The 26,415-nt window shown below is 65.5% G+C and carries 21 protein-coding genes and 1 tRNA gene; 8 read left to right on the forward strand and 14 right to left on the reverse strand.

All coding sequences use genetic code 11. From position 1 onward, the window contains the following. Positions 1 to 3: 3 nt before the first annotated feature. The 8 genes from ACQ5DX_RS19700 to dcd all read right to left on the reverse strand — a co-directional run bounded on the left by ACQ5DX_RS19700 (position 4) and on the right by dcd (position 10,166). Positions 4 to 1,518 carry a lipopolysaccharide biosynthesis protein gene (locus tag ACQ5DX_RS19700; RefSeq protein ID WP_430334169.1) on the reverse strand — a complete coding sequence of 505 codons (1,515 nt, stop codon included), beginning with the start codon at positions 1,516 to 1,518 and terminating at the stop codon, positions 4 to 6. Beyond that, the gene (locus tag ACQ5DX_RS19705) at positions 1,515 to 2,291 is read right to left on the reverse strand and encodes a hypothetical protein (RefSeq protein WP_430334170.1); all 777 of its coding nucleotides are present in this window, start codon (positions 2,289 to 2,291) and stop codon (positions 1,515 to 1,517) included. The genes ACQ5DX_RS19700 and ACQ5DX_RS19705 overlap by 4 nt, the downstream gene beginning before the upstream one ends. Before the next feature lie 311 nt (positions 2,292 to 2,602). After that, complete coding sequence (locus tag ACQ5DX_RS19710; protein WP_430334171.1) at positions 2,603 to 3,688, reverse strand: polysaccharide pyruvyl transferase family protein; 1,086 nt, start codon at positions 3,686 to 3,688, stop codon at positions 2,603 to 2,605. Next, the gene (locus tag ACQ5DX_RS19715) at positions 3,685 to 4,551 is read right to left on the reverse strand and encodes a glycosyltransferase family 4 protein (RefSeq protein WP_430335751.1); all 867 of its coding nucleotides are present in this window, start codon (positions 4,549 to 4,551) and stop codon (positions 3,685 to 3,687) included. Before ACQ5DX_RS19715 ends, ACQ5DX_RS19710 begins: the two co-directional genes overlap by 4 nt. A 161-nt stretch (positions 4,552 to 4,712) precedes the next feature. Further along, positions 4,713 to 5,780: a glycosyltransferase family 4 protein gene (locus ACQ5DX_RS19720; RefSeq protein WP_430335752.1), complete on the reverse strand. Its 1,068-nt coding sequence runs from the start codon at positions 5,778 to 5,780 to the stop codon at positions 4,713 to 4,715. A 76-nt stretch (positions 5,781 to 5,856) separates the two neighbouring features. Further along, a complete protein-coding gene (locus ACQ5DX_RS19725) occupies positions 5,857 to 7,185 on the reverse strand; it encodes a UDP-glucose dehydrogenase family protein (protein ID WP_430334172.1) in 1,329 nt (442 codons plus the stop codon). A gap of 107 nt (positions 7,186 to 7,292) precedes the next feature. Next, on the reverse strand, positions 7,293 to 8,846 hold the full coding sequence (locus ACQ5DX_RS19730; protein ID WP_430334173.1) for a sugar transferase: 1,554 nt from the start codon (positions 8,844 to 8,846) through the stop codon (positions 7,293 to 7,295). A 732-nt stretch (positions 8,847 to 9,578) separates the two neighbouring features. Continuing rightward, complete coding sequence (dcd, locus tag ACQ5DX_RS19735) at positions 9,579 to 10,166, reverse strand: dCTP deaminase (RefSeq protein WP_430334174.1); 588 nt, start codon at positions 10,164 to 10,166, stop codon at positions 9,579 to 9,581. A gap of 138 nt (positions 10,167 to 10,304) precedes the next feature. Here dcd and ACQ5DX_RS19740 point away from each other — a divergent pair. Continuing rightward, a tRNA-Gly gene (locus ACQ5DX_RS19740) sits at positions 10,305 to 10,378 on the forward strand. A gap of 235 nt (positions 10,379 to 10,613) precedes the next feature. Here ACQ5DX_RS19740 and ACQ5DX_RS19745 read toward each other — a convergent pair. The 5 genes from ACQ5DX_RS19745 to ACQ5DX_RS19765 form a co-directional block, all read right to left on the reverse strand. After that, positions 10,614 to 10,991, reverse strand: coding sequence for a hypothetical protein (locus ACQ5DX_RS19745; protein ID WP_430334175.1), 378 nt, complete (start codon positions 10,989 to 10,991; stop codon positions 10,614 to 10,616). Positions 10,992 to 11,621: 630 nt separating this feature from the next. Then, positions 11,622 to 12,773 (reverse strand): MFS transporter, encoded by a 1,152-nt coding sequence (locus ACQ5DX_RS19750; RefSeq protein ID WP_430334176.1) that lies wholly within the window; start codon positions 12,771 to 12,773, stop codon positions 11,622 to 11,624. Positions 12,774 to 12,810: 37 nt separating this feature from the next. Continuing rightward, on the reverse strand, positions 12,811 to 14,433 hold the full coding sequence (locus ACQ5DX_RS19755) for a long-chain fatty acid--CoA ligase (protein WP_430334177.1): 1,623 nt from the start codon (positions 14,431 to 14,433) through the stop codon (positions 12,811 to 12,813). A 106-nt stretch (positions 14,434 to 14,539) separates the two neighbouring features. Next, the gene (locus ACQ5DX_RS19760; RefSeq protein ID WP_430334178.1) at positions 14,540 to 15,946 is read right to left on the reverse strand and encodes an MFS transporter; all 1,407 of its coding nucleotides are present in this window, start codon (positions 15,944 to 15,946) and stop codon (positions 14,540 to 14,542) included. A 27-nt stretch (positions 15,947 to 15,973) separates the two neighbouring features. After that, positions 15,974 to 17,383: an amidase gene (locus tag ACQ5DX_RS19765; RefSeq protein WP_430334179.1), complete on the reverse strand. Its 1,410-nt coding sequence runs from the start codon at positions 17,381 to 17,383 to the stop codon at positions 15,974 to 15,976. Between the two features lie 47 nt (positions 17,384 to 17,430). Between ACQ5DX_RS19765 and ACQ5DX_RS19770 the strand changes: the two genes are divergently transcribed. The 7 genes from ACQ5DX_RS19770 to ACQ5DX_RS19800 all read left to right on the forward strand — a co-directional run bounded on the left by ACQ5DX_RS19770 (position 17,431) and on the right by ACQ5DX_RS19800 (position 24,827). Then, a complete protein-coding gene (locus ACQ5DX_RS19770; protein ID WP_430334180.1) occupies positions 17,431 to 18,069 on the forward strand; it encodes a TetR/AcrR family transcriptional regulator in 639 nt (212 codons plus the stop codon). Further along, positions 18,066 to 18,935, forward strand: coding sequence for an alpha/beta fold hydrolase (locus ACQ5DX_RS19775; RefSeq protein WP_430334181.1), 870 nt, complete (start codon positions 18,066 to 18,068; stop codon positions 18,933 to 18,935). The genes ACQ5DX_RS19770 and ACQ5DX_RS19775 overlap by 4 nt, the downstream gene beginning before the upstream one ends. Next, complete coding sequence (locus ACQ5DX_RS19780) at positions 18,932 to 20,284, forward strand: L-serine ammonia-lyase (protein WP_430334182.1); 1,353 nt, start codon at positions 18,932 to 18,934, stop codon at positions 20,282 to 20,284. The genes ACQ5DX_RS19775 and ACQ5DX_RS19780 overlap by 4 nt, the downstream gene beginning before the upstream one ends. Before the next feature lie 1,127 nt (positions 20,285 to 21,411). Then, a complete protein-coding gene (locus ACQ5DX_RS19785) occupies positions 21,412 to 21,663 on the forward strand; it encodes a hypothetical protein (RefSeq protein ID WP_430334183.1) in 252 nt (83 codons plus the stop codon). Beyond that, positions 21,660 to 22,502 carry an alpha/beta fold hydrolase gene (locus ACQ5DX_RS19790; RefSeq protein WP_430334184.1) on the forward strand — a complete coding sequence of 281 codons (843 nt, stop codon included), beginning with the start codon at positions 21,660 to 21,662 and terminating at the stop codon, positions 22,500 to 22,502. Before ACQ5DX_RS19785 ends, ACQ5DX_RS19790 begins: the two co-directional genes overlap by 4 nt. A gap of 410 nt (positions 22,503 to 22,912) precedes the next feature. Continuing rightward, positions 22,913 to 23,716: a CPBP family intramembrane glutamic endopeptidase gene (locus tag ACQ5DX_RS19795; protein ID WP_430334185.1), complete on the forward strand. Its 804-nt coding sequence runs from the start codon at positions 22,913 to 22,915 to the stop codon at positions 23,714 to 23,716. A 58-nt stretch (positions 23,717 to 23,774) separates the two neighbouring features. Continuing rightward, a complete protein-coding gene (locus tag ACQ5DX_RS19800) occupies positions 23,775 to 24,827 on the forward strand; it encodes an iron-siderophore ABC transporter substrate-binding protein (RefSeq protein WP_430334186.1) in 1,053 nt (350 codons plus the stop codon). A gap of 18 nt (positions 24,828 to 24,845) precedes the next feature. Here the strand turns inward: ACQ5DX_RS19800 and ACQ5DX_RS19805 are convergent, their stop codons facing one another. After that, positions 24,846 to 26,408 carry a LuxR C-terminal-related transcriptional regulator gene (locus ACQ5DX_RS19805; protein WP_430334187.1) on the reverse strand — a complete coding sequence of 521 codons (1,563 nt, stop codon included), beginning with the start codon at positions 26,406 to 26,408 and terminating at the stop codon, positions 24,846 to 24,848. Positions 26,409 to 26,415 lie beyond the last annotated feature (7 nt).

Genomic DNA, 26,415 nt, shown 5'->3' on the forward strand with positions numbered 1-26,415 from the left:
CGACTAGCGCGCCGGAACCGTCCGCTTGACGAGAACCTTCTGCACCGCTCCGGCGCCGGTGCGGAAGGTCTCGCGCGCAAACCCCGACGAAAGCCAGAGAAGCGCGAAGTAGACACCCATCAGGGCCAATCCGATTCCGATTGCGGCCACCGGGCTCGGAACCACCAGGACCGCAGCCTGTCCGATCAATCCGACCGGGACCGCGAACAGTACGATTCCCTTCAGGCCGGCGCGGAACAGCCCACCCATCTCTGTTCCCGTCGCGCGTCCGCACCACCAGTACGAGATCATCCAGTTGATGCCGTACCCCACCGAGTGACCGACGGCCACTCCGAGCGCACCCCACGGCAGTCCGGCCAGCATCGACACGATGATCAGCGGTTGGGAAACCAGATAGAACCGGAACTGCGCACCGGTGGCCCCTTTCGCCAGGAAGACCCAGAAGGTCACTTGGTTGAGGGCCCGGAAGATGCCGCCGACCGTCAGGGCCTGGAATATCGGCACCATCGGTCCCCAGGCATCACCGAACACGATATTCACGATGGGTTCCGCCAGGCCGAACAGGATGCCGTATCCGACCCCGAGCACCACTCCGCCCATCAACTGGCCGGTCTTCAGAAAGGAATTGAACCTCTCCCGCTGATCCGCGACCCGCGTGAGGATCGGAACCGCAACCCGGGTGAGCGGTGCCGATATCTGGTTGATGGGTACCATCAACAGTTGGTACGCGCGACTGTACATTCCGAGTTCGGCCGGCCCCCAGAAGTATCCGAGGGAGAGATTGTCCACATTCCGTGTGAAGTAGGCGATTCCTTGAGTGCCGAACAGCCCGATCCCGAAGGACAACAGGCTTCGAACCGATCCATTTCTATTCGGCAGCCCGGGTATCCATCTCGCCGCGGCCATCGCCAGGATCAGACCCGACGCCGCAGTTACCAACTGCTGGCAGACGAGTGCCCAGTAGTCGGCGTTCACGCAGAGTACGTAGCCGACGGCCGACGCCAGGCCCACTATCACCGGAAGCGTATCCACGAGTGCGAGCATCTTGAAGTCGAGACGACGGTTCAACTCGGCACGAAACTGCGTAGCCGCACCGTTGAGTAGGAAGACCGCCGATGTCCACCTGACGATGTCGGTGAGGGCATCATCCGAGAACACGGACGAAACTAGCGGCGCAACAGCGTACGTGATCAACGCCAGTAGAAGACCGAGCGCTGTGTTGATCCAGAACAGGTTCGACTGCTGGGCCTTCGAGAGGTCCTTCTCGCGCGCGGCGGCCGTCGACAGACCGAAGTCCCGCGCCAGTTCGCCGAAAGCGACCAGAGACGCGACGATGGCGACGAGCCCGAAGTCCTCCGGGCTCAACATTCGCGCGAGCACGACTGTGCCCGAGAACATTACGATGATCCGCACCAGCTGCCCGGCGATCGTGTACGACGCGCCTCGGGCAGCGGCGGACGCCAGCGGAGCAGACTCGTCCGGGCGGTCGTCGACTGCGTCCTTCGGTCCCGCCGTCATCTCGCGCAGCCGACCATCTCTCGGCCGACCGAGTCCAGCCGTATGCGTGCACTATCCACCGCTTCGATCAGACTGTGGCGCATGGAGTCCATGTCAGCGCCAGTCAATGCGTCGTAATCCTTCGGAGGACGTCCTTCTCCTCCCCCAGGCCATCCCAGGCCCACGGTATCGAAGTGAAGCCGAACCTTTCCCTTCGATGTCTCGACCCAGCCGAGCGGCAGTGCGCCCTCGGTGGCCCCGACGATGAGTCCGTGGAGCCTGTCGCCAACCACCAGTGCACTCTCGGCGTAGATTCTCCGCACCTCGGTCTCGCGCGCCCAATGATCGCCGTCGACCCAAGCGGACACCGAACCGCCGATCTCGCCGGCCAACCAGTCAGCCATCGCCGCGTCGCGACGCACCTGGACCACGACGATCGGTGCAAGACCGTGCAGGTCGGCGGTCGCCTTGATCCATGAGATCCATTCGGCGGAAGGACGTTCGCGATCCCCGCGGATCACGACGGCCAGCAACGAACGATCGCCCCTCGGCTTCCACTCGCTGGTTGCGGTGCCGAGCGCAAATGCCCAATCGGGTGCCACGCCGCCGGCAGCGGCGACAACGGATCGAGATTCGCTGTCCCTGAACCGCACGTACTCGCAGAGACTCGCGACCAGTACGTACGGCCACGCCAAGAGCTTCCGTCCGCCCTGCCGCGGCACACCCGCCCCGACCCAGACTCCCTTGCCACCGCGGATTCGGGTCCACAGGATGAGCACCGCGAGCGTGAGCATTCGCAGTGCCCCCTTCCGGGACACCGGGACCTCCCCAGCGTTCACTGCCACCACGGTCGGCCTGGTCAGGCCCGAGCGCAGCGCAGCCGAATACCATTCGGCGTAACTCCGAAATGTTCGCTCCGACGCCGACAGTCCCAAGCCGGCGAGAAACTCGCCGCTTGCTCGTCCCGTCCACGGGTGCACATCGCCGTACTCCCGCAGGCTCGCGATGTACGCACGCCGTAGTAGGGAGTCTCCGATGTTCTCGTCTTGACCGGTGGCCCAGACGAATACACTCGGGCGCGAGATCCCCGACTCGTGTCCCCCGCTCATCCCAGCGCCGTCATCTCGAAGCCGTCGGGCCGCGCGCCACTCCTCGCCAGTTCGCGAATATCGTTCACGAGCGCGTCGCGCCCCACGCTGGCGGATTCCAGCGCGCGCTGCTGCCGCTGACGGTAGTCGTCCCGTACCTCCGGATCCGAGATCAATTCGTCGATCTGTCTGAGGATCCGCTCGGGCTCGAACATATTGACGTTGTGGACATAGTCCGAGATCCCCAGGTCCTCGAACGCCCCGAAACCCTTGCGCTCGTATGCCAGGTGAATCACGAAATGACCTGCACGCAGGGCCATCAGGGCAGCGTGCAGGCGTACGGCGACAACGACGCGGGTCTCGGAACCGGGGGCCATCAGCTCGCTGCGAGTGAGGATCCGCGTCGCGCCGATCGAGTTCATGGCGGCGCGATCGTCGTTGCCGCCCGTCTCGCTCTGAACGTAACCCTCGAAGGTGCCGATCTGTCGGCAGAGATCGAGGACGAGTGGAGGCACGACACCACGCACCGGCCGCGCGCTCACGACCGGAACGGGCGCCGGCGGCGAATCTCCGAGTTCGGCATCGGCACCGAGGATCGCGAGATCGGAAGCGCGTACCGCGCCGTACGGACCGTACTCGGCGAGGCTTCGGTCGTCGCGTACGTAGAACCGCCGGACCTTGCTGACGCCCTGTCCGATCATCTTGTACGTGAACGACTTCGCCGGTCCCACGCTCTGGGGAAGGTAGACGGTCGGTGTCGACGTTCGCGCGGCTGCCAGAAGCTGCGGGCCGTGGACCAGCGCCATCTTGGCGGCCTCTTCCAGGTATCCCGCGCGTAGGTAGCCGCCGCCGACGCCGACGACCAGGTCGAGATCGTCGAGCCCGCGCAACAGGTTGAGGTAGGCGCGGTCGTAGCCGCGCTTTCCAGGCGCCGAGTTGACGGTGGTGATTCCGAGGTACTCGAACGTCTCCGGATGCGACGCCGCAAGGACGAACTCGACGTCGCTTCCCAACGCCTCACGGACGATCTCGAGTGATTCCTCGACCAGCAGTCCGTCTCCGGCATTCGATGCGCTGTAGCCGTGAAGCAGAGCAACCTTCACTTGTCCACCACCGATCTGTAGACCTCGACATGTGCTTCGACGCTCTTGTCCCACGAGAAGGTCGCGGCCCACGTTCGCCCACGATCTGGGGCGCTCGTCTGCCACTCGTCGTCAGCTAGTGCATCCCGAACCGCGGCAGCGATCGAATCGCGATCGATGTCCGCGGTGACCATCGCCGGTCCCGCAACCTCACGGAGGGCTCCGCGCTGCGAGGTGACGACCGGAGCTCCCGCCGCCATTGCTTCGAGCACTGGGAACCCGAACCCCTCGTATTTACTCGGGAACACGAAGGCGGTGCAGGCCTGCATCAAAGCGATCTTGTCGTCCTCCGAGATGAAGCCGAGGTAGCGAACGGTGCGGCTGGCATTGATCGCCGCCATCGATTCTTCCGCGTCCCAGGCTGGCTTTCCTGCGATCAGCAACGGAAGTCCCGCGTCCGCCAGCGGCCCGCACGACATGGCCTCGACCAGTTCCACCAGGTTCTTGCGTGGTTCGATGTTGCCCACGTAGAGGAGGAATTCGGAGGGCACCTTCCCGCGAATCTCCTCCGACAGCGTCCGCGGCCGTGCGAACTTCGCACAGTCGATTCCGTGAAGGATCACCGAGATCGACTCCCGGTCCACACCGAAGACATCGGCGATGTCGTCGGCGCTGGACTCCGAGACCGTGATGACCCGGTCCGTTCGGCTGATCGCCGCACCAACCCGTGCGCGCCAAACCCGTTCGGCGTTGGGCTTGCGTACACCCTCGACCCACTTGCTTGCCACGCCGTGAACCGTCACGACCGAAGGAGAACGGGTCGAGATCAGAGGCCCCGTGTCCGCCACGTAGTGGAGAACCTGGTCGCGGACCGGGCGCGCCAATGCTTGAGCCGTCTCGAGAGCAAGCGTCCCGACGGGATTGTCCACATATCGCATCGACGAGACTTCGATACCTCGGTCACGTAGCCCCGAAGCCAGTGTGCGTGCGTACGTGGTATTTCCACCGACATGCCGCTCGAGTATGCGGCCGGGCATGAGAACCTTCATGCTGCCTCCTCCGGAGAGACTAGGTACAAGTGCGTGAGAGCCCGACCCTGGACACTCGACGAATGGATGTCGAGTGACCGCGCCGCGGTCCGCTGGACCGACGCTCGATAGTCCGCATCGTGCGCGAAACGCAGGACACTTCTCGCTGCGTCCTCGGCACCGCAGCCCGCGGACGCGAATCCAAGCCCGTCGAGTGTTGCGATCTTCCGGGTGAGCACAGGAGTTCCGAGCGAAACTGCCTCGAGCAGCGTCATCGGTGCGCCTTCCCAACGAGCAGGATGAAAGTAGAGATCCGCCTCTGCCATTCGCGCGAGCGCCTCGCCGTTCGACAGCCACCCGGTAACCGATACGCCGGCATCGATCAATTCCTGCTTGAGAGACGCTTCACCATCGCCGATCCACGTCCACTCGACCGACGGATCTTCGACACGCTCGACGACGCGTGCAAGGAAAGACGGGTCCTTCTGCGCCGAAATCCGCCCGACTGTCACCACGCGCGTCCGTGCCGACTTCTGCTTCTCGCAGGTCGGAACGGACAGCGACGTTTCACCGGCAACGTTCGGCAGGTACGTCACGGCAGCGCGACCTGAGACCAGACGGGCCGCGGTAGCGGCTTCGTGTGGGCTGATGGCGGCAATCGTGTGCGGACCGCGACTGAGGAGGTATTCCGTGCCGAGATAGCCCGCACGGACGAGCGGACTGATGTCGCCTCGAAGAAATGAATAGGAATGCGGCGTGTACACCACCTTCACTCCGGGAAAGCTGAATACCCGAAGAGCCCCTGCAAAGCTCGAATGCAGGTGCACCACCTTCGGCTGCTTCTCTCGGATCACTCGCCGTGCCGAGGAGATGAACTTCGCCATCGATCCCTCGAGTCGAGTGATCTCGACGTCCGGGAGCTCGCCGACGTCATGTGCCTGCCGCATTCGCACGACCAGTTCGTGACGAAATCCTGGCGAGTTCTCGATATACCGGCTGATGGCGGTCTGGACGCCACCGCCATAGGCCTCTGACACGTGCAGTACATCCGGTCGGCTCTGTGTGCGCTGACGTTCGATCTGCATGGTGGTCACTTCCCTCGGTCCGGCTCGGGCCACACCTCGGCACCAGCGGACCCGGAGTCGAGCTGCCGATGCGACGTCAGCATCGACCCATACCCCGGTAGGCCCACCCGGCGTCGCGCCACTCGTCCGGCCGCATGCAGTTTCGGCCGTCGATGATGCTCTGCTGGCGTACCCGCGCAGCCAACTTCGCCGGCCGCATCTCACGGAACTCCTCCCACTCCGTGAGGACGAGCACGACGTCTGCCCCTTCGACCGCCTCGGCCACGCTGGTCGCGTATCCGAGGGTCGGGAAGAGCCGACGGGAGTTATCCATCGCCTTGGGGTCGTACACAGTCACGGTCGCGCCCTGAAGCTGGATCTGCCCGGCGACGTTGAGGGCCGGCGAGTCACGCACGTCGTCCGATTCGGGCTTGAAGGCCGCACCCAAGACCGCGACCCGCGTACCGAGAAGCGTTCCCCCACAGGCTTCCCGAGCCATCTCGACCATGCGGGCGCGGCGGCGCATGTTGATGGCGTCCACCTCGCGCAGGAACGTCAGCGCCTGATCCGCGCCGAGTTCACCGGCCCGGGCCATGAAGGCACGGATGTCCTTCGGCAGGCAACCGCCCCCGAATCCCACACCCGCGTTCAGAAACCGACGACCGATCCGGGCGTCGTGACCGATCGCGTCCGCCAGCGTCGTGACGTCTGCGCCCGCCGCCTCGCAGACCTCGGCCATCGCGTTGATGAACGAGATCTTCGTGGCCAGAAAGGCATTCGCAGAGGTCTTCACCAGCTCCGCGGTCGCGAGATCGGTGACCAGGAAGGGGATCTCCTCTTCCAGGAGACGCGCGTAGACCTCACGGGCCACCTCCTCGGCACGCCCAGGCCGATCGCGATCCACACCGAGCACGAGGCGATCCGGATGCAAGGTGTCTTGGACCGCGAAGCCCTCCCTCAGGAACTCCGGGTTCCAGGCGACTTCGAGGTCGTCACTGGCCGGCGCGAGTGCCCGCGCCCGCGCCCCCAGGCGCTCGGCGGTACCCACCGGAACGGTCGACTTGCCGAAGATCACTGCCGGCCGGGTGAGAAGCGGTGCGAGCCGCTCGATCACCGCGTCGACGTACGTCAGGTCCGCGGCGAACTCGCCCTTCTTCTGGGGAGTGCCGACGCCGATGAAATGGATGTCCGCGAACTCCGCGGCCTCCTCGTAGGACGACGTGAAGCGAAGCCGGCCCGCGGCGATGTTGCGCTGCAGGACCTCATCGAGGCCGGGTTCGTAGAACGGAACCTCACCGGCAGCAAGCTTGGCGAGCTTCGACTCATCGACGTCCACGCCCAGAACCTGGTGGCCGAGCTCCGCCATGCACGCGGCGTGTGTCGCGCCCAGGTATCCGGTACCGAATACCGCAATGGATGAACTCATTGATCTGCCTCATCTTCGAAACTCGGGGTCGCCGAACTCCCGCACCGACGGGTGCAGGTTGTCATGCGTCGTATGGATCAGGTGGTCGACGTCGCGGTGCGCGACGGTCAGTAGGCTCCGCTGCCGGCGGTGACGGCGCGGACGGTCTTGCCGACGATGAGGATGTCCTGCATCATCGACCAGTTCTCGACGTACGAAAGGTCAAGTCGCACAGTCTCGTCCCACGAGAGGTCGCTGCGACCACTGACCTGCCAGAGGCCGGTGAGACCGGGCTTGACCAGCATGCGTCGCCGGACGGTGCCGTCGTACGCCTCGACCTCGCGTCGCAGCGGCGGACGCGGGCCGACCACGCTCATCTCACGCCGCAGGACGTTCACGAACTGCGGCAACTCGTCGAGGCTGTACTTGCGCAGGAACTTCCCGACCGGAGTGATGCGGGGGTCGTCCTTCATCTTGAACAGGACGCCCGCGCCTTCGTTCTGACCGAGCAGCGCGGCGACCTGCTTGTCGGCGCCGTCGACCATGGTGCGGAACTTGAGCATCGGGAACGGCTTGCCGTTGATACCGATTCGCTCGGACTTGTAGAGGACCGAGCCCTTGCTGGTCGCCTTGACCGCGATCGCGGCCACGAGCATCACCGGCGACACCGCGATGAGGGCGGCGAGCGCGAAGCACGTGTCGAAGGCCGTCTTCCCGAAGCGCTTCGCACCGTGGTAGCGCGGCTTCTCGACATGGATGAGGGGGAATCCGGCCACCGGGCGCATCACCAGACGCGGGCCGGCGACGTCCACGACACCCGGCGCGACGACGAGATCGACGTTGTGGGGTTCGAGATCCCAGACGAGGCCGCGAATTCCGTCGTGTCCCAGCTGCTCCGTCGCGGTCACGACCACCGTGTCTGCGCCGCAGGCGCCGAGGGCGCCGATCACGTCGTACTCGTTTCCGAGGACCGGGATCTCGCGTCCGTCGACCACGACGTGCTCGTCCTCGCGGTAGCCGTATCCCGGCAGGCAGACACCGACGACGCGGTAGCCGGACGCCGAGTCGCGCTCGAAGTTGCGGGTCATCGTCAGCACCGACTGACGGTTTCCCACCACGAGCACCGAGGTGTGGCAGTCGCCCTTGGCGCGTCGGTACGTGACGACCTTGCGCATCACCCACCGACCGGCGAGCAGTCCGACGAGGCCGAGCGGGAAGGCGATTGCGAGATAGCCGCGGGCGATCTCCGCACGGAGGAGCAGGCCGAGGATCGCAATGAGCCCGAACAGCTGGAACGTCGCGGTGACGATCCGGCGGTACTCCTCTGCGCCGGCACCGATCACACGCGTCGAACGAGTCCGGTGGATCGCGAGCATGGCGAGCCACAGGCCCCCCAGGGCGACCGACATCATCGTGTAGCTGAATCCGGAGATGCCGGCACTGACAGCCTCCGGCGTGGTGCCGAACCGGGCTATCTGAGCGGCAGCCACGGCACCCGCCACCACCACGGAATCGATGATCCGCAGTCGGCTCACATAGCAGTGCTGCCAAAGGCTACGCGAATTGTTTTGCAGAGAAGCTTCATTCACCACCCGAAGCGGAGGGACACCCTCTCCCTCGTCCGCTTCCGCACCTGTTTCCAGGTAACGCGAAGCCGTCACGCCTTCACCTCCATCGACCATTCACATGACATGACCCCCGACGGGTCGATCTGTGTCTAGCGCGAACTGCGGTACTCGAGACCGAATACCGCCGTCCGTGTCACCTGCCTCAGTCCCCTCGGCCCGGCGCACGAAGGCGACGACACCGGCTCGCGTTCGCGATTACGTTCTGCGGGATCCTCCATCCCGCAGAAGCTTTCGCTCACCCCCGAGTCAGATGCGCTTCGGGCCTCGAACCTCGATGCCCTCCGCTGTACGAAATCGTTCTAGCACGAGGCAATGCTCGCCAAAAGTTGAAACGGGACTCCGAAAGAGTTGGGCGTTCGTCCGATTCACCCACTCCGGGATTTGAACGAGCGTCCACGACGACGGCCCGACGGGGCCAAAGGCCCAACCCGAAAATAGCGGGGAGAACACCCTTTTAACGGTCATCGGTACTCCCGTACTACTCTCGGGTAACCGAGTGGACCTGCGGAGACCATGAACGGCGGACGGTCGATTCCTCCGGTTTTTCACCCCGGATCGACGCCGCGAGACACGTCCGCGCCCTACCGCCCCACCCCGGAGGGGTCAACGGCACGTACTGAATCGATGCACACAGGCAGCGCAAACCGGAAGTCGCGACGATTGTCAATGTGATGCAAAACACACGTGAGAGCTGTCGGGGTACCACCGGCATGGGCCGCGAGCTGGCCTTATATGAATCTTCAACTAGCCCGTCATCGAGAATTGACGAGGGCCGTCACACGCCGGTCAGCGCGCCCGAGAGCTGGGATGCGTCGCGAAGTTCAGGTACGCCCGCGACGGCGTCGGCCCGCGCTGCCCCTGGTACTTCGAGCCGACGGCCGTGCTGCCGTAGGGGTTCTCGGCCGCGCTGGTGAGCCGCAGCAGACACAGCTGGCCGATCTTCATCCCCGGCCACAGCGTGATGGGAAGGTTGGCAACGTTCGAGAGTTCGAGCGTGATGTGGCCGCTGAATCCCGGATCGATGAATCCGGCAGTGGAGTGAGTCAGGAGCCCGAGACGTCCGAGGCTCGACTTGCCTTCGAGTCGGCCGGCGAGGTCGTCGGGCAGGCTGCACACCTCGAGCGTCGACCCGAGGACGAACTCACCGGGATGGAGTACGAACGGCTCGCCGGCCACTGGCTCGACCAGCGACGTCAGCTCATCCTGGCGGAGCGCCGGGTCGATATGGGTGTACTTGGTGTTGTCGAAGACGCGAAACAGACTGTCGAGTCGAACGTCCACGCTGGAGGGCTGCACCGTCTCCGGATCGAACGGGTCGATACCCAGGCGTCCGGAGGAAATCTCGGCACGGATGTCACGATCTGAGAGCAGCACAGCAAGAGGCTACCGGTGAGGACATTGTGACCGGCGCGGACCTCGACGAAAGCGCTACGCGACACGGTCTCGGGCGCCCTCGGACACACGATCGATGCCTTCTGCTACAGTTGCCGCTTGCAGGCATTAGCCCTGCTTGCCGATGTAGTTCAATGGTAGAACATCAGCTTCCCAAGCTGAATACGCGGGTTCGATTCCCGTCATCGGCTCCACAGGGTGTTCACCCATTCATGCCCGTTGTATTCACCTATTGGGACGGCAACGCGGTCTCTGCAGTGCCATCGGTGATTGCCGGCCTATATCTCGTCTCACGCGTCAGGTTCGGCCGCTCTCGGCCTGACAATTGTGGTGGTATCCGAGCCGATGACGCCCTTCTTCTGCCGTGTTTCGTGGAGTGGACGAGGGAGGCTCGGCGAGATCCGTGGATTTCGCTGGCGGGGCGGGCGGCTATCTGCCACGCATCACATCGACCGTTGCGGCGGGGGCGACGCGACACACACGCACTGACCGGCGAGGTGTGCGGGCGGTGCGGGCTGGTTCGGGTTCGCCGAGGTACCGGCCCCACGGATCCGGATGTCCGCGTTTGCTGTGCCAGTCGTGGAGGATGAGCAGGTTCAGTGCCGCGAGCGTGAATCCGGTGAGAAGTGTGTACCGGCGGATACCGAAGCCTCGAAAGTACCCCCGATGCACGGCGATCCGGTTGGCTTTCAGTTCGGCGAACAGGCTCTCGATGCCGACCCGGCGGAAGTACGAGGCTTCCCATGCAAGGCTGCCGTGTTGGAACGGCATGCGCCGATCCGGAAAGTCCTCGTCGGTCAGAGTCACCGTGGTGCCGCATCCACACGGATCGCCACGCCTGCATGAGGTGGTCGGCTTCGTGTGGGAGGCGCGCATCGAGATGGGGTTGTTGACGCATCGAACACGCACCGGAGGAACCGCGGGGCCTCGGTAGCGACGTGTCCCGTCGGGTTGCCGAGCTTCGTGAGGGACGAACGCGTAGGCCTGACGCGCGTTGTGGCGGCGATCGACCCGGGCACGCTCTGCAGGGTTCATGTCGTGGGAGATCGTGTCAATCCGAGCAGGGGTGACAAGTTCAGCCTCACGCTATAGCGGGCCCGTCGGCCTCGGCAGCTCCCGTGGCGCCAGTCGACCTATCGCGGCGGCGGCTCGTTGTCGTGCCCGCCCGCCTCGCTCGCGCGCTCTCCGCTTCTCTGGTCTCGGTCTGTGGTCTAGCAGACCTTCTCGTCCACCGACCGTCCCCCAACCCTGCCGCGACCGCGTATCACCCAAACCCGGCTCGAACGACGCTGCCGGGTGCAACGCGCTGCTGCTCGGGCAACGACCTTCGTGCACACACGACACTGCTCCCCGGAAATCGGAACTGAGTTCTTCAGTCCACCTTCCGGGGAGCAGTTCAATGAAGGAGCCCGGCGGCTGCCCCGGGTTGAGGATCGGTCAGTGCATCCCGACTGCGCCCTCGGCGGGCAGGTCGCCCTTCTTGGCGCGGACCAGGACCATCACCAGCGGGCTGATAGCCAGGACGAGAGCACCCGCCCAGCCGAACGCGTGCACGTAGCCCGATACCTCGGTGCCGAATACCCAGTCCATGACCTTGTCGGCGAAGTCCTGGGCGGGCTGCGGCATCGCGGCGATCTGCTCGGGCGTCAGCGGCGTAGCGTTCGATAGGTCCGACGGGATGGCGTCGGCCGGGAAGCCGGGCGGCGGCGTGGGTGCCGGGTTGTCGGCCTGGAACGAGTCCTTGGCCGACGCGTACACCGTGGTGAACAGCGCGGTGCCGAGCGCTCCGCCGACCTGCATCGCCGCGTTCGCCAGGGCGCTGGCGGCGCCGGCGTCGTGGTTAGGGACGCGCAGCAGTGCCAGATTCTGCATCGGCACCATCAGCAGGCCTAGTCCGAAGCCGAACGTCGCCAAGCCCGGGAACACGTGCGTCCAGTAGGAGGTGTCCACCCCGATCTGGGTCAGGAGGAACAGGCCGGTGGCCGCGAAAATCGGGCCGACGACCATCAGCGGCTTAGGTCCGATCCGGGTGCTGAGCTGTGCCGCGATGCCCGATGCCACCACGACGAAGCACGCCATCGGCAAGGCTCCGACGCCCGACATGACCGGGCTCAGACCCATCACGATCTGCAGATAGAAGGTGAGATACAGGGAGCCTCCGAGCAGCGCCGCACCCACCAGTGCCGATCCGATGAACGCGGCGCCCCGGTCGCGATGCCACGGAATACTGAGCGGCAGAAGAGGATTGGTGGTGCGCTTCTCCACGAGGACGAACGCAGCCAGGGAGAGCAGGCCGATGCCGATGAAGAGCAGCGTCTGCGTTTCGAGCCACCCGTGCTCGGCCTTGGTGAAGCCGTACACCAGCGACCCCAGCCCGATTGCGGCCAGGACGGTGCCGGGCAGGTCGTAGCTGGTGTCGTCGTGTGCCTTGGTCTCCTTGACGATCGGCAGCGTCACCGCGATCGCGAAGATTGCGACGGGGACGTTCACCAGCAGGCACCAGCGTGGCGAGCCCGACCAAGTATGCCGATCGCCCGCGCCCAAGGAACCGTTCGCCAGTTTCCCGCAGCGGGCATAGCTTGTTGGCATCACCGAGCATCGTTCCTGTGTCGCAAGGCTCTTCGCGTCACAACCGGGTGATGTCGAGGTTCCCGTCGTGGAAGTCGGCGCGTAGCCGCTTCTTGTCGAACTTGCCGACGCTGGTCTTGGGGACCTCCCCGATCACCGCCCAGTTCTCCGGCAGCTGCCACTTGGCGACCTTGTCGGCCAAGAAGTCCCGCACCTGATCGAGGGTGGTGTCGCTGCCCTCCCGCAGCACCACCGCGACCAGCGGACGCTCGTCCCACTTCTCGTCCGGGATACCGATCACCGCGGCCTCCGCGACCGCCGGATGCCCCATCACCGCATTCTCGAGATCCACCGACGAGATCCACTCGCCACCCGACTTGATGATGTCCTTCGTCCGATCCGACAGACTCAGGTAACCGTCCGGCGTGATCGACCCGACGTCACCGGTGCGCAGCCAACCGTCACGGAACTTGTCCGGCGCCTCGACCCCGTAATACGACGACGTGATCCACGGCCCGCGGACCTCGAGCTCACCGATACTGACGCCGTCGTGCGGCACCCGGTTACCGTCGTCGTCGATCAACCGCGCCTCCACCGACGCCGGGAACCGGCCCTGCATGTACCGGTAACGCCACCGGTCCTCTCCGGTGGAATCGGCCGGCGGACGCCCCACCGACCCGACCGGGGACGTCTCGGTCATGCCCCACGCGTGCAGGACGGAGACCTGGTGCTCGTTCTCGAACGCGTGCATCAGGGCCGGCGGGACCGCCGCGCCACCGATGAGGACCTCGCGCATCGACGAGATGTCCTGCGGATGCTGCTCGAGATGCAGGTGCAGACCCTGCCAGATCGTCGGCACCGCCGCCGCGAACGTCGGACGCTCCGACGCGATCAACTCCGCCAACGGCGCCGGCTGCAGGAACCGGTCCGGCATGATCAACGACGCACCGATCATGAACGCCGCATACGGCAGACCCCACGACATCGCATGGAACTGCGGCACCACCGCCAACGCCCGATCACCCTGCGCCAGGTTCGGGCCATCACTCATGCACACCTGCATCGAGTGCAGGTAGATCGAACGATGCGAGTACACAACACCTTTCGGATCACCCGTGGTGCCCGACGTGTAACACATCGCCGCCGCGGAGCGCTCGTCGAGTTCGGGCCAGTCGAACTCGGTCGGCAGATCCGCGATCAGACCCTCATAGCTGTGCACCTGCACGCCCTCGGGCGCCTCGAGCCCCGCCGTCGAGTCGCCGGTGACGATCACATGCTCGACGGTCTTCATCTGCGCCAACTGCGGGGCCAGCAGCGGGATCAGCGTCGCATCGACGATGACCACCCGATCCTCGGCATGGTTGGCCACGTGGATCAGCTGCTCGGGGAACAGGCGGATGTTCAGGGTGTGCAGCACCGCGCCCATCGACGGCACCGCCAGATACGCCTCGAGGTGTTCGGCGTTGTTCCACATGAACGTCGCGACCCGGTCGTCACCGGTGACACCGAGACCACGCAGCGCGTGTGCCAACTGCGCACACCGGCGACCGACCTCCGCATACGTACGACGCCGCGGACCGGACTCGGTCCAGGTGACCACCTCGGCGTCCGCATGGACGGTACTCCCGTGCCGCAGCAACTGCGCAATCGACAGCGACAGGTCATTCATCGTGCTCAACATTGATACTCCTGATCGGGTTGGGGGTCGGACGGGCTCCGGCTGGACGTCGATCCGTGTCACAGCGGCGACTCCTAGAATTCGAGGGCCAGTTCGAGTCGACTCGAGTTCAGTGGGACTCCCCGCGAGGCATGAGGGCTGTCACGACCAGTCCCACCACCGCCACGGCAGCTGCAATCGCGAAGGCGTAGGAAAACGCCGCGTGCTCCGGATAGCCCTGAATCTGTTCGGTTCCGGCCAGAATTCCGGCCGCAATCTGAGTGCCGACAGCCGCACCGAGCGAGCGCGCGATGGTTGCTATCGCCGTCGTCACTCCTACGCGCTCCTCCGCGGCGCTGTTCGCGGCGACGACGAATACTGCCGTCGACGCGGCGGCTATTCCGACGCCGGCGAGGATCAGCGCGAGGACGATCTGCCACAACTGTGTCGACACTGCTCCCAGCGCGGCGCTGGCACCCAACATCCCGACACCGACGGCAGCCACCGGGGTGGTTCCCCGCGACTTCGTGAGAATCCCCGAGATCACCGACGCAGCTATCGCTGCCCCGTATCCGACGCACAGGAGAAGTCCGATGGTGGTCGTTGAGGCTCCTAATCCGAATCCGCTCTCAGCCGGCGCGGCGAGTTGCTGGGGAATCAGGTACACCACTGCGCCGTAGGTGAATCCGAAGACCACACCCACCGCCACTGCGGTCCACATGGGCCGAAGTGTCATCATGGACAGATCGACCATCGGATCGGTGGTGCGGCGCTGATACCGGGCCCACAGCATGAGCACGGCCAGAGTGATTAGTGCGAGCGCGAGGGCGGGTGGGGCCATCCACCCCTTGCTCGAGGCACTCGAGAGCCAAGCGGTCATGGTCAGGAGCCCGGCTGCCAATCCCAGCGCGCCCAACCAATCGACGCGTCCTCCTGCGGCCTGTGTCACGCTCTTCGGCGTCACGACGGAGAAGGCGAGGGTTCCGAGCAGCACCAGTCCGGTGGGTACCGCGTACATCGCCGAGCGTGAGAGCTTGTCTGCCATCGGTCCGGCCAGCACCACACCGAGTGCTCCTCCGCCCACCACGACAGCGCCGAGAAACCCGGTCGCGGTTTTGACTCGATCGGGGGTCAGCGTAGTGCGGAGCACGACAAAACTGACCGGTAAGAGTCCGAGTCCGAATCCTTGTAGGAACTGTCCGGCGACGAAGAGCGGAAACACGTTGGCGAGGGCCGACAGTGAACCGCCGAATACCACGACTACGGTGAGCCAGATCAATGTGGGGCGGGCTCCGTAGATGTCTGCGATGCGCCCGGCGATGGGGGTGATCAGTACCGTGCTCAATGTCAGGGCGACAGAGGCGAGCGCACCCACATCCGCATCGACACCGAACTCCCTCTGCACCAGAGGAAGTGCAGGAACGATAATGCTCTCCAATGCGGCAACTGCGGCAATGAGAAGGGTGAGGCTTGCGATCCGCGCTGAGGAATGCGCTTCGGCGGCGGTTGCGGCAGCCTGGTTGGTGGCAGTGGACACGGGCGGACTCTTTCGTCGTAGGGGAAGTCAGCGAAACGTGTAGCGCGACACCCACGGCATGGCGGATTCGAGCTGGGCAGAGATGGCGAGAAGGGCTGCATCGCAACCCCATCGGGCCGAGATCATGACCCCGATCGGGATGCCCTCTGGAGTCCATCCGAGCGGCAGACTGATCGAGGGAAACCCCGTCGCGTTCGCAATGATGGTGTTGCCGGTGAAGGTGGTCATCGCGGCGAGTTCTGCAGCAGGATCCTCGTCGTTGCGGAGTGCACCGATCCGCACAGGCGGCGTGGTGACGGTCGATGTCACCACAAAGTCGGCGTCGGCGTAGGCCATTGCCCAGTGGCGGGCTCGCGCCTGTACGACGCCTACCTTCGCTGCGAACTCACCAGCGTCGGTATCGCGGGCGAGTCCACGAAGGTGGCGCACAATCGGCCGGAGTCGATCCTCCGCACCGTCCGACACGGGCTTCGTGCCGGCGAGCGCGGAGAACATGGCGGTGAATGCGCCGGTGAGCTCCAGATCGACGGCTTGCGCTCGTTCGAAAACACGGTGCCCCAGAGTTTCCAAGACAGTGCCGACCTCCAGGATCGCCGCAACGACCTCCGGGTGCACCTCTCCACCGGAGACTGAGCCCGGGGCCACTGCGATGCGCTGCGGCGGCAGCGAGTCCGCTTGCAGGACAGCTGTCTCGAAACCCTCCGTCCGGGACGGGTGTACCGTACCCGCCCCGACGTTCGAGGCCATGACATCGAGCAGAGCCGCAGTGTCTCGCACCGTTCGCGCCATCGGCCCCTTGCTGGTCAGTCCCATTCCGTCGTTCGCGGTGGGTCCCACAGTGATCAGTCCGCGACTCGGCTTGAGGCCGACCACGCCGCAGGCCGCCGCCGGGGAGCGAAGCGAACCTGCGGTGTCGCTTCCCTGAGCGAGGGGTACCAGCGCCGCGCCCACCGATGCACCTGCGCCGCCGCTGCTTCCGGCTGCGCTGAGGGTTGGGTCGAACGGGCTGCGTGCCGGCGGGGCCACCTCCGGCTCGGTGTAGCAGGCTGCGCCGAACTCGGGCACCGTCGTCTTGCCGATATCGATCAGTCCGGCACCGCGGATGACCTGGACGATCTCGTCGTCGCGGTCGGGGATCCAGTCCCGATACAGCACGGAACCGTAGGTGGTGCGGATTCCGCGGGTGGCTTCGAGGTCTTTGATCGACACCGGGACACCGAAGAGGCGCGGCAGATCTCGAACGTCCGACATGAGCACTTCCTGAGCGAGGCGTGCTCGGTCCAGGGCTTGGTCGGGCGCCACCGTGGTGAAGGCGCCGACATCGTCGTGGAGTTGCGCGCGATCGAGAAAGTGCTGCGCGACTTCGGGTATGGGTGCTTCGCGCCGACGGATCGTTTCGGCGAGTTCGACGGCGGACAGTTCGTGCAGTTGGGTCACGGGAGGACACCTTGTCATTTCGTTACGCGTATCGATATAGTTGGGGAATGGTAGTCGAATCGGGTCACAATGCAAGAGCGGGACGACCGAAGGCGGCGAGCGCGGCGCAGATTCTCGAGGCCGCCGCACAGATCGCGGACGACGACGGACTCGAGGCAGTGTCGTTGCGCGCCATCGCCGATCGGCTGGGGACCTCGCCGATGTCGGTGCATAGAACCACCGGCGGCATCGATGCGCTGCGCCGCGAATTGGTCGCAGCGCTGGTAGGCGAGGCCATCGACGCCATCGACTGGCCAACGGGCTGGAGCGAGATGTGCTGGACCTTCGCTCGCGCGTTGCGCGACCTGCTGATGCGTCATCCACTGGTACTCGAAGCCCACCGTCAGTCCGCTCTCGAGGCTCCGGGCGCGGACGACATCGCGCACCGGATGGTCCGGGCGTTACGGGATGCGGGGCTCTGCGAGGAAGAGGCCGTGTACGCGTACGCCACGCTGCACGACTTCGTCACCGGCCACGTCTCGATCAGACTCGGGCGCGGTGACTTCGAGTCGACTACGACGCCCGCCGAGCGACGTGCCGCCTCGGTATTCGTCGACCATCACGACTACGACCGGCGCTTCGAGACAGGAATCTCGTTGCTGATGAGCGGAATTGGCGCAGCACTCGCCCAGCAGGTTCACTCATGACGATACTTCCCGAGACACATGTGATCGTCGATGCCACCGGCCGTCGTATCGCCTGGTGCGAGTACGGCGACCCGAACGGGCGGATCGCGATCGCCGCCCACGGGACGCCCGGCAGCCGCTACCAGGGAATCCCCTTGCACGAGTCCGCCGCCGCATCCGGTTGGCGGCTGATATTTCCCGATCGGCCCGGATACGGGCAGACGTCACCTCTGGCCGGGGCAACGACGCCTGACCCGGGATTTCACGCATGGGACAATGACGCGCTGGCCATCCTCGACCATCTGGGTGTCGGCAAGGCCGCGCTCGTCGGCTTCTCCGGAGGCGGCGGTTACGCACTCGCCCTGGCTGCACGGTGTCCCGCACGCGTCGATCGACTGGTGCTCGCCTGCGCGATGGTCCCTGGAACGCCCCGACAGAGCCTGCGCCAAAGGATCCGCCTGGTCTCGGTGCTCTATGCGGCGGCACGGTGGGCACCCCGGATCGCGGGTGCGATGCTGGCTGGAACCTGCATATTCGCTCACACCCGAAGCAACTCGGTCTCGGCGTGGCCGGCGGCCGACCAGGCTGTCATGAACGATCCAGTCGCAAAGGCCAACGCCGAACTCGACGGCGGCGAGGCCAAGGCTCAGGGCACTGCCGCCGCCGTGGCCGACCTACGTCGCTACGACCACGACCTGCCGGAGCCCCTCGAGTCGATCACTGTACCCACGGTGTTCCTACACGGCAGCGCCGACGGGAACGTACCGATCGACGTCGCACAGCGCGCACACCGCAGGATCCCCGGTTCCGCACTCGAGGTGATCCCCGGCGCCGGGCACCTATTCCTCGTCCACGATCCGGAACCATTGATGCGAGCACTCCAATGACGCGGATCGGTGTGTTCGATCTCTTCACCGTCGGTATCGGACCGTCCAGTTCGCACACCGTCGGGCCGATGCGGGCGGCGCGCGACTTCGCGCTGGCAGTCTCGGCGTGCCGCGCCGACCGCGCGATCACCTCGCTCCACGTGGATGTCTATGGCTCGCTCGCCGCGACCGGACAGGGGCACAACACGTTCGGTGCGATTCTGCTCGGACTGGAGGGAAACGATCCTGAGCGCATCGAACCCGACTATGCGCGCCGACGGGTCCAGGAGATCGAGGCGGGCGCTGCCATGCGCCTGGCGGGCACAGCCCTGAACTTCACGTCGCGGGACTTGCAGTTGCATCCGCTGCTTGTCCGCGGTGCGCACGCCAACGAACTCAGATTTCGGGTGTCCTTCGACAGTGGCGCCGGAGTCGACGAGACGTATTACTCGGTCGGCGGCGGGTTCATCGAGAAGAGTGGTTCGCCAGCACTTCCGGGTAGTCACGCAGAGGAACCGTTCCCATTCGACTCCGCCGCCGAGTTGTTGGCCCACTGCACGGAATCGGGGCTCTCCATCGCGGAGATCATGCTCGCGAACGAGAAGAGTCAGCGGTCCACAGCCGAGGTGCGGTCCGGAGTCCTCGGTCTCTGGACCACGATGCGCGAGTGCATCGACGCCGGATTCCGCGCCACCGGGTTTCTTCCGGGCGGATTGCAGGTGCCGCGCCGGGCGGCCGGGATCGTTACCGGTCTGCGTGATTCCGGCCAGACCAGTGAGTTGGAATGGGCGACCGCGGCGGCGATGGCCGTGAACGAGGAGAACGCTGCCGGTGGTCGCGTTGTCACCGCGCCCACCAACGGTGCCGCGGGAATCATTCCCGCTGTGCTGTTCTCGGCGCTGCGCGCCAATCATGGTCGCGGCGATGACGCCAGTGCGGTCATCGAGTTTCTTCTCACCGCCACGGCAATCGGGACGTTGTACAAGAAGCGTGCCTCGATCTCGGGCGCGGATCTGGGCTGTCAGGGCGAGGTCGGCTCGGCTTGTTCGATGGCCGCCGCCGGATATGCGGCGCTGTCCGGGGGCACGCCTGAGCAGATCGAAAATGCCGCGGAAATCGGAATGGAGCACAATTTGGGGCTTACCTGCGACCCCGTTGGTGGACTGGTGCAGATTCCGTGCATCGAGCGCAACGGGATGGGCGCCGTTACCGCGATTCATGCCGCGCGGGTGGCACTGCACGGCAATGGAAGCCATCACGTCTCACTCGACGCCGTGATCGAGACGATGCGGATTACCGGTGCGGACATGGACGCCAAGTATCGGGAGACCTCGCGCGGCGGTTTGGCGGTGACAGTGGCGCAGTGCTGAGCCGGGCACTGCGAACGCAGGGATCATCCGGTAAACGGACGGCGGTTGTCTTTCACACCGGCCACACCGCCACCGCCCGAGAACTCGCCGAACACGTCCGCGCCCGCCACCGCCGACCACAGGCAAGACGCTCGATCCCGATCAGCTGCGCGCGTTGACGATGCGGGCACGTTGGTCTCAAACGTCGGAGTGGGTGTGGTCTACCGATGTCATCGCTGGAAAGGTTGGGCGCGGAATCACGTGCCACACTGGCGCGATGAACAGGATCGCATTCGCAGCGATATCCGTGCTCGAACAGCCCAAAGTAAAACTCACACCAGGCCTGTCCGACAGCGAAATCCACTCGGTACGTGATTGATTCGGTTTCGAGTTCGCCCAGGACCACCTCGATCTACTGGCCGCAACGATGCCGGTGGGCGATCGATGGCCCGACTGGCGCGACGGCGACGATTCTGAACTGCAACGGATGCTCAACTGGCCGATCGATGGCTTCGTATGGGACGCCCTCAATCAGGAGCCGCCCTTCTGGCCGCCGTCTTGGGGTACGCGACCGAAGAATGCTCAGGAGGTTGAGCGCACCGTGCGAACCAATCTCGCTGAGCGGCCGGTGCCGATTTACGGGCACCGGTATAAGCCTGCTGCCCCAGCCCCGCTGGGGCAGCAGTGTTCTCGGCGTACCAGACACCGACGGCATCTACTACGGCCCCGATCTGGTCGAGTACCTCAGGGACGAACTCGGTATCGGGGCTGCACCGAGGGACACCTGGTCGATTCGGAGTAAGGTGCCGTTCTGGTCGCGATTCGTTGAGTCAGCGAACCACGCTGAGTCCATCTGACCGACCGATGTCGTGGACTCACCAGCCGCGGCCCATCCGCAGCAACTGGAACTCATCCAGATTTGTGTGATCTGGAGCCATCGCTAAGTGTGATCACCGACTGGTCAACCTATCCATCCCGTTGCAGCCCACCACGCTCCGCCATGAGTGAACGCCCCTCATCCATCCCCTCCCGCGCGCATCCACAACCACATCCGACGTGCCGTCTCGCGCGTAGTGCCATCGAGCCGCATCCGCCGCACGCTTCCGCGTCAGCGATGAATTTCGGCGGCGGATCGGGTCTGCCTTGGCATGACTCCAATTGTTGCCGACATCTCGGTCTCTCTCGACGGCTTTGTCACCGGGCCCGACCCCAGCCCGGACAACGGTCTGGGCACCGGTGATGAGGCCATGCACACGTGGGCACTTTCCGGCTACCCCGACGACCGCCGGGTCCTGCGAGAGGGGACCAACCGCTCGGGCGCCGTCGTCCTCGGCCGCGACCTCCAGCTCGACATCGACCGCGACGCACCTGACCTACAACGTCTTCGGGTGATCCGATGACCACTTTCGACGCCAAAGGGATCGTCTTGGGCATCGAGTCGTTCGGCGACGACGACGCGCCACTCGTTCTGCTCGCGGGCGGAACGACGATGCTCTCCTGGCCAGATGCTCTGTGCGAGCGCCTCGCCGCCGGCGGGCGCCGTGTGGTGCGCTACGACCTGCGCGATAGCGGCGAGTCGACGACGACGGATCCGGAGGCGCCCGCTTACACCCTCCGCGGCCTCGCCGCCGACGCGGCGGCCCTTGCTGACGCGCTGGGCGGCGGGCCTGTACACCTCGCGGGAATCGGCGTCGGCGGGATGGTCGCCCAGGTGGCCGTGCTCGACCATCCGGGCGTCTTCTCGGCGCTCACCCTGGTCGGCACCCGCCCGGTTGCCCCTGGCCCGCCCGACGATGACCTCCCCGACCATGACCCGGTGACGATGAGCCGACTGTTCGCCCGCGCGATGCCCGACTGGACCGACCGCGAGGCGGTCGCGGAGTTCGCCGCCGCCGGCGCGGCGATCTTCGGCGACAACCCCGCCGCCGCGCGCGCAATCGCTGCGCGCATCTGGGACCGCACGCCCGGCACCGCACCCCCGGTCCAAATGGCCAACCAGATTGGCATGGTGTTTTCCAGGCTCGACTGCCAACCCCGCTGGCGCGAGCGCCTGCCCGAGATCGAGGTCCCCACGCTCGTCGTCCACGGCCGCCACAACCGGTTCTTCCCCATCGGCAACGGCCAGGCGATCGCGCGCGAGATCCCCAGGGCACGGTTGCTCGTCCTCGAGGACGCCGCCACTGCGATCCCCGATGCGGCGATCCGCGAGGTCACCGAGGCGATGCTCACGCTCGGATAGAGGACGGCGGGTGCCGCGCGGGCCCGACCCCCACGCACCAGTGGACGTCGGAGACTCGATCCGGCCGCGGCCCGCGATCGGCACGATTCCAACACGAGGCTATCTCGGATGCTTCGCTCGGTCCATATCCCGCAACCTCGGCTCTGCAGCCAGGAGCCGTGGCCGGTCATACCAATCTCTCCCCGACACTCGTGTCTCCCTCCCCCGATGCTCGTGCTTCTCAGCGTGTCCTCGCCATAGGAAAGGCGCGCGACAGCGACGACTGCAGCGCGCCGGTCCGCGCGAGATGAGTCGCGGAAGCCGACGCGGTTGCGCCGGCGGACTCGGTGCGGCATACCCCCTGGGTACGAGGAACGGTTGATACCGCGGGTTGATGTGTGTCCGGGGGGCGCCACGCGAGCCTCTTCTGTATGACCTCCCGACCGCCCCGGATGTGGGCGAAGACAACGGTGTACGTGCTCGTAGCCTTCCTTGCCGGGGGCATCCTCGTCGCCACGCAGTCCGCGACAGGCCCCGATCCGGACCTACTCGAATTGGTGCAGTTCGCACCCACGGTCGCGGTCGCGGTGGTCCTGCTGGCTTGGCGGGGCCGCTGGGTTGCACCGCTCGAGGCGAGTCTGAGGCGGCCCGACGCGACGCTGGCAGCCACCGCCGCCGGATCGGTGCTGGTGGTCTTGGCCTTGCCCGCTGTGGTGTTGGTTGCTCTCGGCGGCAGCGTCAGCGTCTCCGCGGTGCACGCCGGTTCGGCGCCAATCGGACTGCTCGTCCTCGCACAGTGTGTCGGCGCCTGCGGTGAAGAGATTGGATGGCGCGGATTCCTGCAGCCCTACCTGCGGAGCAAGTACTCCGTACTGGTCACCGGCGTCATGGTCGGGACCGTCTGGGGAGTGTGGCACGTACAGATCTTCGCGGCCGGGGTCGCGTATGCGGTCGGCTTCCTACTGTCGACGATCGCCATGTCGGTGCTCCTGGCGGTCCTCCTGGACCCTTTCCGCAGCGGGAACCTGCTCATCGCCACCATGTTTCATGCCGCAGTCAATCTGGGGCTGATGGCGTTCGGTGATACCGGCGGCCGAGAGCCGTTGCTCTGGACGTTGATGGCGGTCGGCGCGGCGTGCTGCGCAGCGGCGATCGCGGCGGTCAGGAAGGTTCGAGGTCCCGCAGGTTCAGCGGCGCGTCGACTACCTGCGGAGCCCGAGCGCGCTGGTTCCTGAAACCCACCACGCCCGCCGCGTCGGCAGCACGAGCTGCGGACCGCGCACGGTACTGTGTATGCCGCGCTCAGCACGTGCACTCGGGACTGGCGGCGCAATGAGAGACAAAGGGTTTCAGGTGATGTGCGTGTCCACTCAGCGCCGATTCGCGCGGCTGGTATCGGCGTTCGCGTGTGCGGGGGTGCTGATCTCTGCTGTAGCGTGTGGCACCGCTTCCGGCCCCACGGTGATCGCCGATCGCTCTCCCGTCGTCATCGAGCACGGCATGGGGTCGACGGTGTTCGGTGATGTTCCCAAACGCATCGTCGCGCTATCGGGATCATGGGCGGATAGTCTGCTCGCGCTGGGTATCCAACCGGTGGGTGTCGGCACGTTGACCGGATTTGGTCCCGCAGATGGGAAGCTCTCGTGGCAAGGTGACTACGACGCGCAGGTTGTAGCGTTGTCGCTCGTTGGTGCTCCTGATTACGAGGCGATCGCCGCGCTGGATCCAGATCTGATTCTCGCGGACTATTCGGCGAATACCCCCGCGGTCTACCAGAAGCTGAGTGAGATCGCTCCCACCGTCGCCCAGTTGAAGGCTGGAGATTTCGTCTCGCCGTGGCGCGATCAGGTCCGGGTCCTCGGCCGTGTCGTCGGGCTGGAGCACCGTGCCGAGTCACTGGTTGCTGAGACCGAGGCCGACATCGCGGCCGTGCGTGAGACCTTCCCGGCGGCGGCTGGAAAAACGTTCGCGATCGCAACGGTCGGGGGTCCCTCTGTCGGTGTTGTCGGAAGTGAATCAGATGCCGCAGCAACGCTGTTGGGTGAGCTCGGCCTGCGGTTGGACCCTGCAGTGATCGAGTTGGGAAAGGGCAGGAGCCGGCTGACCGTCTCGTACGAGCAGGCACGGCCGGCGCTGTCGGCGGATGTGTTGCTGGTTCGATCGAGCCGTGGAGAGGAGTCGCTCGAGGCGATGATCCCGGGTTGGGACGGCCTGCCCGCGGTCCGTTCAGGTACCGCGGTCATGGTGGACCGCCCGTTGTCGGGCGCGATCAGTGACCCGAGCGTCCTCAACATCGACCTTCTGCTCGACTCGATTCGTCCTGCCTTGGAGAAGCTCGCTGCCTGATCTACAACTATCGACGCTCTACAGCAGTCGCAGTGCCATCGCAGCTCGCACCGCGTCGGTCTTGTTGTGCACAGCGAGTTTTCGGAACAGCGACTGAACCTGCGTTTTCACGGTGTTCTGGGAGACGAACAGCTTCGCGGCCGTCTCCGCCCCGCTCAGGCCCTCGGCGAGTGCGGACAGCACCACCAGTTCCCGATCGCTGAGCGCGACGACCGGCACCGTGTCGGGTAGTACCTGGGTTGCATGAGCGTATTCGTTCCAGCGATGGGGCAATGTCGCGCCGGCTTCGGTGAGCACGTTCAGAGCACCAGGCGGCACCATCGCGAGCGGTCGTACCGTGCCGACGGATTCGGCCAACGCCGTTGCGCGGCGCCAGGTGGCTATTGCGTCATCCGGTCGCCCCACTTGCAGGCAGGCCACCGCCGCGATCAACAGGCCGTCGACGCGTGCACGCAGGTCGAGGCTGCCGCCTGTGCTGACCCGCGTTGCCTCGGCAAGGGCCGTCTCCGGGTCCCCGGTCAGCAAGGCGAGACGTGCCCGCGCAACGGATAGCAGTGGATGCTCGCCGGAATGCCGACGCAGCACCATCTGTGCGACATTGCCTCGGCCGAGTGCGCACAGCAGGTCCACCTCGACGGAGGTGAGCAGCGATCCCGCCTCCGAATCAGGTGTGCGCCATCGGTTGAAGGTCGGCGCGAAGCGGTCGATCAGGTCGATTCCGCGCTGGGGTTCGCCCGACAGCAGGAAACACTGACAGCGTGCGAAGAGGATGTACGCCCACATCTCGTCCCGGTCCCGCAGTTCATCGATCAGCACGTCCAAGTCCGCGGCCGCGCTGTCCACGTCAAGGTTCTCGAGCGATATCAGCGCCTTGGCCACGAGTCCTGTTACCCGGATCATCTTCTCCAGGCGGCCTTCCGACGGCTGCGTCGCCTCCCATTTCCCGATCCACTCGCGGGCATCGCCGAGTTGACCGGCAAGCGCACAGTTGAGCGCAAGACTTCCCGCCGAGTTCCGCGCTACGAAACCGAGACCGACCGCTTCGGCGCCCGAGTAAGCGCGCTGGAATACGGTGTTCGCCCCTCGTCGGCGCCCGGCCAGTTGGCAGGTGATGGCCCACTGCAGTCGTAACACCGGTAGCGCGGCAGCTACGACGTCGGGCTGGACCGAGCCGGCGACCAGAGCGGCCTGTTCGAGTCGCTCGGCGAAGTCGGCCCCACTGGCCATGTCTCCCGCGAACCGCAGTAGCGACGCCTGTACTGTCCCGATAGCGAGTGTCTCGATGACATCGGGACGCCTGGCCATTTCAGCCAGGTCGTTCGGATCTGTCGAAAGTCCGCTGGTGAACCGTCCGCTGGTGCCGTGTCCGATGAACATCTCCCGAGCGGCGCGTAGGAGCGGGTCAGCCTCCACGACCGACATGGGAAATGCGAGAAGAACACTCCGGAAGTCTTCGAGGTGCGACGCGACCATCTCCGTCCAGTTGAGCCGGAGAATCGACGTCGCCTCATCCCAGGCCTCGTTGTCGATTGCCGAACGCACCGCGACCAGATACCGCTCCGAACTCTTGTCAGCCGTCATCCCGAGA

Origin of the sequence: Rhodococcus sp. ACT016 (assembly GCF_050477185.1) — a bacterium.
In the GTDB taxonomy this organism is placed as follows: Bacteria; Actinomycetota; Actinomycetes; order Mycobacteriales; family Mycobacteriaceae; genus Prescottella.

Bases quoted from the DNA above. Each gene is read 5' to 3' on its own strand.
- ACQ5DX_RS19700 (WP_430334169.1), bottom strand. From the start codon at position 1,518: ATGACGGCGGGACCGAAGGACGCAGTCGACGACCGCCCGGACGAGTCT.
- ACQ5DX_RS19705 (WP_430334170.1), bottom strand. From the start codon at position 2,291: ATGCTCACGCTCGCGGTGCTCATCCTGTGGACCCGAATCCGCGGTGGC.
- ACQ5DX_RS19720 (WP_430335752.1), bottom strand. From the start codon at position 5,780: ATGCAGATCGAACGTCAGCGCACACAGAGCCGACCGGATGTACTGCAC.
- ACQ5DX_RS19725 (WP_430334172.1), bottom strand. From the start codon at position 7,185: ATGAGTTCATCCATTGCGGTATTCGGTACCGGATACCTGGGCGCGACA.
- ACQ5DX_RS19730 (WP_430334173.1), bottom strand. From the start codon at position 8,846: ATGGTCGATGGAGGTGAAGGCGTGACGGCTTCGCGTTACCTGGAAACA.
- ACQ5DX_RS19750 (WP_430334176.1), bottom strand. From the start codon at position 12,773: ATGCCAACAAGCTATGCCCGCTGCGGGAAACTGGCGAACGGTTCCTTG.
- ACQ5DX_RS19755 (WP_430334177.1), bottom strand. From the start codon at position 14,433: ATGTTGAGCACGATGAATGACCTGTCGCTGTCGATTGCGCAGTTGCTG.
- ACQ5DX_RS19770 (WP_430334180.1), top strand. From the start codon at position 17,431: ATGGTAGTCGAATCGGGTCACAATGCAAGAGCGGGACGACCGAAGGCG.
- ACQ5DX_RS19775 (WP_430334181.1), top strand. From the start codon at position 18,066: ATGACGATACTTCCCGAGACACATGTGATCGTCGATGCCACCGGCCGT.
- ACQ5DX_RS19780 (WP_430334182.1), top strand. From the start codon at position 18,932: ATGACGCGGATCGGTGTGTTCGATCTCTTCACCGTCGGTATCGGACCG.
- ACQ5DX_RS19785 (WP_430334183.1), top strand. From the start codon at position 21,412: ATGACTCCAATTGTTGCCGACATCTCGGTCTCTCTCGACGGCTTTGTC.
- ACQ5DX_RS19790 (WP_430334184.1), top strand. From the start codon at position 21,660: ATGACCACTTTCGACGCCAAAGGGATCGTCTTGGGCATCGAGTCGTTC.
- ACQ5DX_RS19795 (WP_430334185.1), top strand. From the start codon at position 22,913: ATGACCTCCCGACCGCCCCGGATGTGGGCGAAGACAACGGTGTACGTG.
- ACQ5DX_RS19800 (WP_430334186.1), top strand. From the start codon at position 23,775: ATGCCGCGCTCAGCACGTGCACTCGGGACTGGCGGCGCAATGAGAGAC.
- ACQ5DX_RS19805 (WP_430334187.1), bottom strand. From the start codon at position 26,408: ATGACGGCTGACAAGAGTTCGGAGCGGTATCTGGTCGCGGTGCGTTCG.